Origin of the sequence: Acinetobacter sp. YH01022 (genome assembly GCF_013420235.1) — a bacterium.
In the GTDB taxonomy this organism is placed as follows: domain Bacteria; phylum Pseudomonadota; class Gammaproteobacteria; order Pseudomonadales; family Moraxellaceae; genus Acinetobacter.
In genome coordinates this window covers 1-9246 of sequence record NZ_VOYP01000071.1, presented here as the reverse complement: position 1 = coordinate 9246, position 9246 = coordinate 1, and the positions used below count along the sequence as shown (strand labels likewise).

Sequence of the window (9246 nt, the reverse complement as noted above, 5' to 3'; positions counted from 1 at the left end):
TAACCATCGAAACCTCGTGAATGTCGGTATCCTGTCTGGCAGGATACCGCTCATTTCCCTTGTTCAGTTCATCGCCGTCGCCGAGCATCTGAATTTTCGGCATGCGGCCAAGGCACTTGGTATCAGCCAGTCGAGCGTCAGCGCGCGTGTGAAAGCGCTGGAGGATAACCTTGGTGTCCTGCTATTTGAGCGCCATGCGCGGGGCGTTCGGCTAACAGACGCAGGCAGGCACTTCATGGAGCGTGTCACGGCGGGTGTCGATCAACTCGATCACGCAGTGAAGACCGCAGGCATGACAGCTCAAGGAGAATACGGCCGGCTTCGCATCGGCATCCATGCCTTAATCCCACGCAGCTTTCTCACGGAGCTGATCCGTCATTATCGGGAAGAACATACGGGCATTGAGGTTGAGATCACCGAAGGCACAGCCCGCGATGCGGTGATGCAGCTTCGTGCTGACCAGCTCGACGTGGTGTTCGTCGCGGGCAAGCCCGAGATGCCCGACTGCCATACCCGACCGATCTGGACCGAACCGCTGGTGGCCGTGCTATCGGATGGGCATCGCCTCGCCGGGCAGTCCGCAATCACTTGGTCCGATCTGGTCGGCGAGACTTTCATTGTTCGCTATGGTGGCACCGGCCCGCAGGTCCATGACCATATCGTGCTGCGCCTTGCCGGGCGTTGGCCCGCACCGTCGATCCGGCGCTTTGATGTGGGGCGCGACACGCTGCTATCTATGGTCGGACAAGGCTTCGGCATCACTATCGTCGGCGAGGCAACGTCATTGTTGCCGACGACCGGCATCGTCTTCCTGCCCTTCCTCGATGAACCGGAGCCGGTTGCCTTTACAGCCGTCTGGTCGCCGTTCAATCGCAACTCCGCACTGAAAAATCTACTCAACCTCGCAGGCAAAATGAAGCGTGACGGCGATTCGCCCAATCGTTTCCTGGATGGCACTCGACCGGCACGATAACGGCACAGGCGATCCATCCTATTTGCCGCCGATAGTATCCGGCAGCCCTCCGGCATCCTCTTTCCTGTTGCCCGTCCCGATTTTGCCTACTCTCTGATCGGCTCCGTCTCTTTTGCCGACTGGAGCCTGCATTGCGCGGAGGCCGAATCCTTTGGGGTCAGATCGCCGTAGTCATCACCATCGTTCTGGTGATGACACTGAGAAATTTGACGATAATCAAAATACTGACCTGCAAAGAAGCGCTGCATACGTCGATAAAATGATTGTGGTAAACACTTGATGGGCAAGGCTTTAGATGCAGAAGAAAGATTACATGTTTGCTTTAAAATAATCACAAGCATGATGAGCGCAAAGCACTTTAAATGTGACTTGTTCCATTTTAGAGATTTGTTTAAGATAAGATATAACTCATTGAGATGTGTCATAGTATTCGTCGTTAGAAAACAATTATTGTGACATTATTTCAATGAGTTATCTATTTTTGTCGTGTACAGAGATTATTATAGAAGCCCCCATGAATAAATCGCTCATCATTTTCGGCATCGTCAACATAACCTCGGACAGTTTCTCCGATGGAGGCCGGTATCTGGCGCCAGACGCAGCCATTGCGCAGGCGCGTAAGCTGATGGCCGAGGGGGCAGATGTGATCGACCTCGGTCCGGCATCCAGCAATCCCGACGCCGCGCCTGTTTCGTCCGACACAGAAATCGCGCGTATCGCGCCGGTGCTGGACGCGCTCAAGGCAGATGGCATTCCCGTCTCGCTCGACAGTTATCAACCCGCGACGCAAGCCTATGCCTTGTCGCGTGGTGTGGCCTATCTCAATGATATTCGCGGTTTTCCAGACGCTGCGTTCTATCCGCAATTGGCGAAATCATCTGCCAAACTCGTCGTTATGCATTCGGTGCAAGACGGGCAGGCAGATCGGCGCGAGGCACCCGCTGGCGACATCATGGATCACATTGCGGCGTTCTTTGACGCGCGCATCGCGGCGCTGACGGGTGCCGGTATCAAACGCAACCGCCTTGTCCTTGATCCCGGCATGGGGTTTTTTCTGGGGGCTGCTCCCGAAACCTCACTCTCGGTGCTGGCGCGGTTCGATGAATTGCGGCTGCGCTTCGATTTGCCGGTGCTTCTGTCTGTTTCGCGCAAATCCTTTCTGCGCGCGCTCACAGGCCGTGGTCCGGGGGATGTCGGGGCCGCGACACTCGCTGCAGAGCTTGCCGCCGCCGCAGGTGGAGCTGACTTCATCCGCACACACGAGCCGCGCCCCTTGCGCGACGGGCTGGCGGTATTGGCGGCGCTGAAAGAAACCGCAAGAATTCGTTAACTGCACATTCGGGATATTTCTCTATATTCGCGGTTCAGCAGGCATGTCCCCTTTGAGGGCGACCCGACGACAGGATAATCGACCTTATGGTGCGCAAATATTTCGGCACAGACGGTATTCGTGGCAAAGCCAACGAAGGCGCGATGACGGCGGAAACCGCCTTGCGCGTCGGCATGGCGGCTGGCCGTGTCTTTCGTCGCGGTGACCACCGCCATCGTGTCGTGATCGGCAAGGATACGCGCCTGTCGGGCTATATGCTTGAACCCGCGCTCACAGCCGGTTTCACCTCGATGGGCATGGACGTATTCCTTTTTGGCCCGCTGCCGACAACGTATAGGAAGAATAAACGCCCTTTTCACCCAAGTCCAACAGCTTTGGACCGCAGTTGACTCTTTCGACACCCCTGCGATGCAACCCAATCCGGCTGACGGGGAGCCAGCAACGCTGAAAATTTACCCTCCTCTTTCCCACTAGCGGCTCCTTTTCCGACAACCAGCACGGCGGATCCCTGCCGCGGCGCTGTGAACGCAGCATTTTGATTGGTATCGTTGGCCTTCAGGCTCGTCAGTCAAACAGACCCAGGAGCAGCTCAGCCGGTGGCGCCCGGCTTTCGGGTAACGCCCTGGTCCCGCTGGTTTCGGCTTTGTGCTTCAGGTGATCAAGGATCTGCTTGATCACTATAGGGTCTTCAATGCAGGCGATGACTTTCATGGCGCCGCCGCAGCCGCTGCAGGTCTCGATGTCGATATTGAAAACACGCTTGAGCCGTTGCGCCCATGTCATCGACGCTCGCCGTTGTGCTGGTGTTGCCGGTTCATCAGCCACCCTGACCTTGTTGCCCCTGCCCCGTTTTGCCGGCGTGACCAACGCCCGGTGCCGACTGTTGGGTGCGAACACCCCGTGGAAGCGGGTTAGGTTGACTCTGGGCTTCGGTACCAGGGCGGCCAGCCTTGCAATGAAATCCAATGGTTCGAAAATGACGTGCGTGGTGCCGTCCCGGTACGGCGTCTTGAGCTGGTAGCGCACGTTGCCGCCTCGTGTTAACGACAGCCGCTTCTCGGATACCGCCGGGCGGCTGATGTACCGGCACAGCCGTTCGAGCTTCTTGCGTTCATCGGCCCTGGCCGCCACGCCGGCGTGCAGGCTGGACCCGGCTACCTTGCCAATCCCGTCACCGAACGGATCACCACTGGTCGGCAGAGTTTGCAAAGTGAACACCTTTCGCCCCGCCTGTGAACCGACAGCGATACGGTAAGTGATCGAGTGCCCCAGCAGGGGTGTCATCGGGTCGTCATCCACCGCATCCGAGGCCAGATAGCTGTTTTCGACATCCCGTTCCAGCAGGCCTTGCCGTTCCAGATAGCGACCCACCCGGTGGGCGATGGTGTGCGTCAGCTGGGTGAGCTCTGGGCTGGTCGGCGCCTTGACCCAGCGGAAACGCGCTGAGCCGTGGGATTGCTCGACATACACACCGTCGAGAAACAGCATGTGGAAGTGAACATTCAGATTGAGCGCCGATCCAAAACGCTGGATCAGGGTGACCGCGCCCGTCTTGGCCACTTGGTGGGTATGGCCCGCTTTCTTGACCAGGTGCGTGGCAATGACGCGGTAAACGATGCCCAGCACCCACCCCATGATCTCGGGCCGGCTGGCAAACAGGAAACGCAGCTGAAACGGGAAGCTCAACACCCACTGACGCATGGGTTGTTCAGGCAGTACTTCATCAACCAGCAAGGCGGCACTTTCGGCCATCCGCCGCGCCCCACAGCTCGGGCAGAAACCGCGACGCTTACAGCTGAAAGCGACCAGGTGCTCGGCGTGGCAAGACTCGCAGCGAACCCGTAGAAAGCCATGCTCCAGCCGCCCGCATTGGAGAAATTCTTCAAATTCCCGTTGCACATAGCCCGGCAATTCCTTTCCCTGCTCTGCCATAAGCGCAGCGAATGCCGGGTAATACTCGTCAACGATCTGATAGAGAAGGGTTTGCTCGGGTCGGTGGCTCTGGTAACGACCAGTATCCCGATCCCGGCTGGCCGTCCTGGCCGCCACATGAGGCATGTTCCGCGTCCTTGCAATACTGTGTTTACATACAGTCTATCGCTTAGCGGAAAGTTCTTTTACCCTCAGCCGAAATGCCTGCCGTTGACAGCTAGACATTGCCAGCCAGTGCCCGTCACTCCCACTCGATTGTAAACAAGCACACAAAACCCTTTAGTGACAACAATTTGCAAGAACTATCAGGCTCAGTGCCATGAAAAATACCATGACCAGATCATGAGGTTGAACACGGCTTGCGCCGGCAGCGTTCACGCTCCTGGTCGGCGATCATTTCGGCCGCAATCTCCTCGGTGATGAAAAACGGCTCGTCGTCTTGGTTCGGCTTCTTCATGCCCTTTCCTCCTGGCGCTCATCCTGGCCGACAGCGGCCAGGGCATCGGCTTCCGTCAATGCGTCCTCCACGAACGCGCCGTGCTGCTTCGCTTCGGCCTGGCTGACCTCGGCCCATATCCGTTTCACCTGGGCCGCACTGTACCCGGCCAGCTCGGCGGTCTTGTTGATGCTGTAGCCGGACTTGCGCAGCGCGACAACTTGGGCGCGGCGCTTCGGATCAGCACGGCGGCCCTTGTACCGCCCGGCCTGGCGGGCCAACTCAATGCCTTGGCGCTGGCGTTCGCGCCTGTCCTCGTAGTCGTCGCGGGCCATCTGCAAGGCCAGGCGAAAAAGCATGATCTGCACGGCTTCCAGCACGATCTTGGCGACGCCCTGGGCCTCGGCCGCCAGGTCGGATAGATCGACCACGCCAGGGACGGCCAGGCGTGCGCCTTTGGCCTGTATCGAGGCCACCAGGCGCTCGGCCTCGGGCAAAGGTAGGCGGCTGATGCGGTCGATCTTCTCGGCAATGACCACCTCGCCGGGCTGTAGGTCGCCGATCATGCGCAGCAGCTCAGGCCGGTCGGCGCGTGCGCCGGATGCCTTCTCACGGTAGATGCCGGCGACGTAGTAGCCGGCGGCCTTCGCGGCCGTAGTGATCGCCTCTTGGCGTTCCAAGTCCTGCGCGTCGGTGCTGACGCGCAGATAGACCCGCGCCACCATCGGCGCGGCTACTGGCTTCGTCCTGCGCATACTTGCGGGCTCCTTTGGGCATACTCAAATGCACCCATCTTAAACTGGCAGCTAATGTACAAAAGTTGATAGAAGCACACAAGTTCAATTTTGCACTTCTGCCCCACTATTGCAAAACTGCTTGTTAGTAGCCGTTTTTTCTTACTGTTTATAGATTCAATAATTTTTGAAACGAAAAATTGGGACTAAACATTTCGGTTTCGTTTTCTGTCGATTCGTCCTGCGTATCTTTTGCATAAACAAACATTTGTTGTTCGTAGTTTTCGATGGCATTTTCAATACTTGTAAATTCTCCGTTTGTAAGGTTTTCAGACAATATCAAAGCATCCAATAATCCCGTATTTACACCCTGTCCTGCAAAAGGCGACATCAAATGAGCAGCATCGCCAATCATTGTTATGGGTAATGGACGGTTACTTTTCCAATCATTGTTCAAAGGAAATTTCCTTGTGGGCAAGCATTGAAATGTTGATACCGAACGTATTAATTGTTTGTAAACTTCACTCCATTTGGAAAATCTTTTCAATAAAAAATCGGCAACGCTGTTTCTGTCCTGAAAATCTAAGGGAATTTTATTTTTCCATTCATCGGGCGTTTTAAAACTAATTCCTAAATACAATGCACCATTATTATTGGGATTGGCAAACAATAAAATGCCCTGATGTCCCGCCATTAATCGGTTGCCGTTGCATAGCTGAAAAAATCCGGGACAGTTTATTTCCGGTTGAAGAATATCAGCTTGGATGTTGAAAGTACCGGTTTCTTCAACTTGCGTGTCGGTAACAAAGCTCCTTATTTTCGACATTCCACCATTGGCAAGAATAACCAAATCTGCTGTTTCACTCGGTTTATTCTCAAAAGTTAGTGTCCACTTCTTCTTACCAGGTTCAAGCATAACAAGTTTTCTATCCCAAATAACCGTGTCGTTTTCTAAACTATTCAACAAGATAGCCCTTAAGTCATTTCTGTTTATTTCAGGATTGTCAAATCGATTTTCGGGCTTTACATTTTTTGTGGATAAAATATTGCCTTTTTCATCAGCAATATTTACACCCATTGGTAAGGCTAAGTCATAATAAGTTTGTAACAATCCCGCTTTTTTCATTGCTTCCTGACCTGAACCTTTGTGTAGGTCAAGGGTTCCACCAAAAATTCTTGCCTCTCGGTCGTTGTCTCTTTCGTAAACTGAAACGTCTATGCCGTTTTGCTGTAATAATTTTGCCATAGTCAGTCCAACGGGTCCACCACCAATTATTGCAACGTTCTTATCACTAAGTAAATTCATTTGTTTGTCCGTATCTATTCGCATTGTCATTCAAAAATGGCACATAACAAGTGGCTATACGCCAAATGGCGTATATATCCACTATATCTTATTTTGCTAAACCTTTCATTATCAGTGACAAATCCGTTTTCAACCGTTTACCGTTCGTTTCTACTCTCTCAAAAGGATTTATATTCATAGTGCTTTTTGTTAAGTTTTGCTCAAATATACAAATCCTTTCTATATATCTAACAAATCCATCGGACTTTTTAATTGTTCCATTCCCTTGGTGGTAATATGTGTATAAACCTCAGTTGTTTTACTGCTTGAATGACCTAACAACGATTGAATATAACGTAAACTCGTACCATTCTCAAGCAAATGCGTTGCAAAGCTATGTCGTAAGGTATGTACAGTAACTTCCTTTTGAATCTTTGCTTTTAAAACAGCTGCTTTAAAAATGTTTTGAATACTTCGGCTTGAGTATGCGCCACCTTTTTGACCTTCAAATAAATAATCTTTTGGTTTATATTCCATAAAGTATGTTCTTAAAATAATTAATGTTTTCTCAGATAAAATGGTATAACGATCTCTTTTTCCTTTTGACTGTTCTATACGAATTTGCATGCGCTTGGAGTCAATGTCTTTTATTTTCAGGTTTATACATTCAGAAATGCGCAAACCTGCCGAATAAATAGTCATCAGAATAGCCTTGTGTTTCACGTTTTCAATAGCGCGTAGTACCCGAATGGTTTCTTCTTCACTCATCACAACAGGAAGTGTTTTTTCTTTTTTTGGTCTTTCGATGAAATATGTTTTCCGTTGTCCACCCAAAACACGTTCGTAATAAAACTTAATCGCATTGATTGCCTGGTTTTGATAAGATATTGAAACTTTTCGCTCCATAACCAAATGTCGGAGAAATGATTGTATATGTCCTTCATTCAATCGATCGACGTATAGGAAGAATAAACGCCCTTTTCACCCAAGTCCAACAGCTTTGGACCGCAGTTGACTCTTTCGACACCCCTGCGATGCAACCCAATCCGGCTGACGGGGAGCCAGCAACGCTGAAAATTTACCCTCCTCTTTCCCACTAGCGGCTCCTTTTCCGACAACCAGCACGGCGGATCCCTGCCGCGGCGCTGTGAACGCAGCATTTTGATTGGTATCGTTGGCCTTCAGGCTCGTCAGTCAAACAGACCCAGGAGCAGCTCAGCCGGTGGCGCCCGGCTTTCGGGTAACGCCCTGGTCCCGCTGGTTTCGGCTTTGTGCTTCAGGTGATCAAGGATCTGCTTGATCACTATAGGGTCTTCAATGCAGGCGATGACTTTCATGGCGCCGCCGCAGCCGCTGCAGGTCTCGATGTCGATATTGAAAACACGCTTGAGCCGTTGCGCCCATGTCATCGACGCTCGCCGTTGTGCTGGTGTTGCCGGTTCATCAGCCACCCTGACCTTGTTGCCCCTGCCCCGTTTTGCCGGCGTGACCAACGCCCGGTGCCGACTGTTGGGTGCGAACACCCCGTGGAAGCGGGTTAGGTTGACTCTGGGCTTCGGTACCAGGGCGGCCAGCCTTGCAATGAAATCCAATGGTTCGAAAATGACGTGCGTGGTGCCGTCCCGGTACGGCGTCTTGAGCTGGTAGCGCACGTTGCCGCCTCGTGTTAACGACAGCCGCTTCTCGGATACCGCCGGGCGGCTGATGTACCGGCACAGCCGTTCGAGCTTCTTGCGTTCATCGGCCCTGGCCGCCACGCCGGCGTGCAGGCTGGACCCGGCTACCTTGCCAATCCCGTCACCGAACGGATCACCACTGGTCGGCAGAGTTTGCAAAGTGAACACCTTTCGCCCCGCCTGTGAACCGACAGCGATACGGTAAGTGATCGAGTGCCCCAGCAGGGGTGTCATCGGGTCGTCATCCACCGCATCCGAGGCCAGATAGCTGTTTTCGACATCCCGTTCCAGCAGGCCTTGCCGTTCCAGATAGCGACCCACCCGGTGGGCGATGGTGTGCGTCAGCGGCACTGTTGCAAATAACCACGAATGGTAAGCTGAAGACTGTTTTAGCTAAAGGTGCAGCATATGAATCCTTTCCATGGTCGGCATTTTCAGGGCGAAATCATTCTTTGGGCTGTGCGCTGGTATTGTAAATATGGCATTAGCTATCGTGAACTGCAGGAAATGCTGGCCGAACGGGGTGTGAATGTTGATCACACGACTATTTACCGTTGGGTTCAACGTTATGCTCCTGAAATAGAAAAACGTTTACGCTGGTATTGGCGTAATCCTACAGATCTGAGCTCGTGGCATATTGATGAAACCTATGTAAAAGTGAATGGACGATGGTCTTATCTGTATCGTGCAGTCGATCAACGTGGCGATACCATTGATTTTTATCTTTCTTCTAGACGTAATACCAAATCAGCATATTGTTTTCTTGGAAAAATTTTAAATAATGTGAAGAAGTGGCAAATTCCACAAGTGATCAACACGGATAAAGCACCCACATATGGACGTGCTTTATCACGGTTAAAACGGGAAGGTAAATGTCCAC

The 9246-nt window shown here is 52.5% G+C and carries 8 protein-coding genes and 3 pseudogenes; 5 read left to right on the top strand and 6 right to left on the bottom strand.

Annotated features, from left to right (window positions below; all coding sequences use genetic code 11):
- Nucleotides 1-289 (top strand): annotated as a pseudogene (locus tag FTT87_RS16190) (LysR family transcriptional regulator); the annotation flags it as partial.
- A gap of 3 nt (nucleotides 290-292) precedes the next feature.
- A complete protein-coding gene (locus FTT87_RS15105; protein WP_109354582.1) occupies nucleotides 293-973 on the top strand; it encodes a LysR family substrate-binding domain-containing protein in 681 nt (226 codons plus the stop codon).
- A 197-nt stretch (nucleotides 974-1170) separates the two neighbouring features.
- Here FTT87_RS15105 and FTT87_RS15100 read toward each other — a convergent pair.
- Nucleotides 1171-1398, bottom strand: a pseudogene (locus tag FTT87_RS15100) (IS4 family transposase); the annotation flags it as partial.
- An 89-nt stretch (nucleotides 1399-1487) separates the two neighbouring features.
- On the opposite strand from FTT87_RS15100, the gene sul2 reads away from it, so the two are divergent.
- Both sul2 and FTT87_RS15090 read left to right on the top strand, forming a co-directional pair.
- Entirely contained in the window at nucleotides 1488-2303 is an 816-nt protein-coding gene (gene sul2 / locus FTT87_RS15095; RefSeq protein WP_001043260.1) for a sulfonamide-resistant dihydropteroate synthase Sul2, read from the top strand.
- Between the two features lie 86 nt (nucleotides 2304-2389).
- Nucleotides 2390-2692, top strand: coding sequence for a phosphoglucosamine mutase (locus FTT87_RS15090; RefSeq protein ID WP_000251875.1), 303 nt, complete (start codon nucleotides 2390-2392; stop codon nucleotides 2690-2692).
- A 175-nt stretch (nucleotides 2693-2867) separates the two neighbouring features.
- Here the strand turns inward: FTT87_RS15090 and FTT87_RS15080 are convergent, their stop codons facing one another.
- The 5 genes and pseudogenes from FTT87_RS15080 to FTT87_RS15055 form a co-directional block, all read right to left on the bottom strand.
- On the bottom strand, nucleotides 2868-4361 hold the full coding sequence (locus tag FTT87_RS15080) for an IS91-like element ISVsa3 family transposase (protein WP_001120888.1): 1494 nt from the start codon (nucleotides 4359-4361) through the stop codon (nucleotides 2868-2870).
- Nucleotides 4362-4688: 327 nt separating this feature from the next.
- A complete protein-coding gene (locus FTT87_RS15075) occupies nucleotides 4689-5426 on the bottom strand; it encodes a recombinase family protein (RefSeq protein ID WP_001366550.1) in 738 nt (245 codons plus the stop codon).
- Nucleotides 5427-5574: 148 nt separating this feature from the next.
- Nucleotides 5575-6741: a tetracycline-inactivating monooxygenase Tet(X3) gene (locus FTT87_RS15070; protein WP_024160783.1), complete on the bottom strand. Its 1167-nt coding sequence runs from the start codon at nucleotides 6739-6741 to the stop codon at nucleotides 5575-5577.
- A gap of 189 nt (nucleotides 6742-6930) precedes the next feature.
- A complete protein-coding gene (locus tag FTT87_RS15065) occupies nucleotides 6931-7596 on the bottom strand; it encodes a tyrosine-type recombinase/integrase (protein WP_015060916.1) in 666 nt (221 codons plus the stop codon).
- 284 nt (nucleotides 7597-7880) lie between these two features.
- Nucleotides 7881-8711 (bottom strand): annotated as a pseudogene (locus FTT87_RS15055) (IS91-like element ISVsa3 family transposase); the annotation flags it as partial.
- A gap of 63 nt (nucleotides 8712-8774) precedes the next feature.
- Here FTT87_RS15055 and FTT87_RS15050 point away from each other — a divergent pair.
- Nucleotides 8775-9246, top strand: a 472-nt coding sequence (locus FTT87_RS15050) for an IS6-like element IS1006 family transposase (RefSeq protein ID WP_098733213.1), incomplete at its 3' end; no start/stop codon positions are given.

Bases quoted from the DNA above. Each gene is read 5' to 3' on its own strand.
- FTT87_RS15105 (WP_109354582.1), top strand. From the start codon at position 293: ATGACAGCTCAAGGAGAATACGGCCGGCTTCGCATCGGCATCCATGCC.
- sul2 (WP_001043260.1), top strand. From the start codon at position 1,488: ATGAATAAATCGCTCATCATTTTCGGCATCGTCAACATAACCTCGGAC.
- FTT87_RS15090 (WP_000251875.1), top strand. From the start codon at position 2,390: ATGGTGCGCAAATATTTCGGCACAGACGGTATTCGTGGCAAAGCCAAC.
- FTT87_RS15080 (WP_001120888.1), bottom strand. From the start codon at position 4,361: ATGCCTCATGTGGCGGCCAGGACGGCCAGCCGGGATCGGGATACTGGT.
- FTT87_RS15075 (WP_001366550.1), bottom strand. From the start codon at position 5,426: ATGCGCAGGACGAAGCCAGTAGCCGCGCCGATGGTGGCGCGGGTCTAT.
- FTT87_RS15070 (WP_024160783.1), bottom strand. From the start codon at position 6,741: ATGACAATGCGAATAGATACGGACAAACAAATGAATTTACTTAGTGAT.
- FTT87_RS15065 (WP_015060916.1), bottom strand. From the start codon at position 7,596: ATGGAGCGAAAAGTTTCAATATCTTATCAAAACCAGGCAATCAATGCG.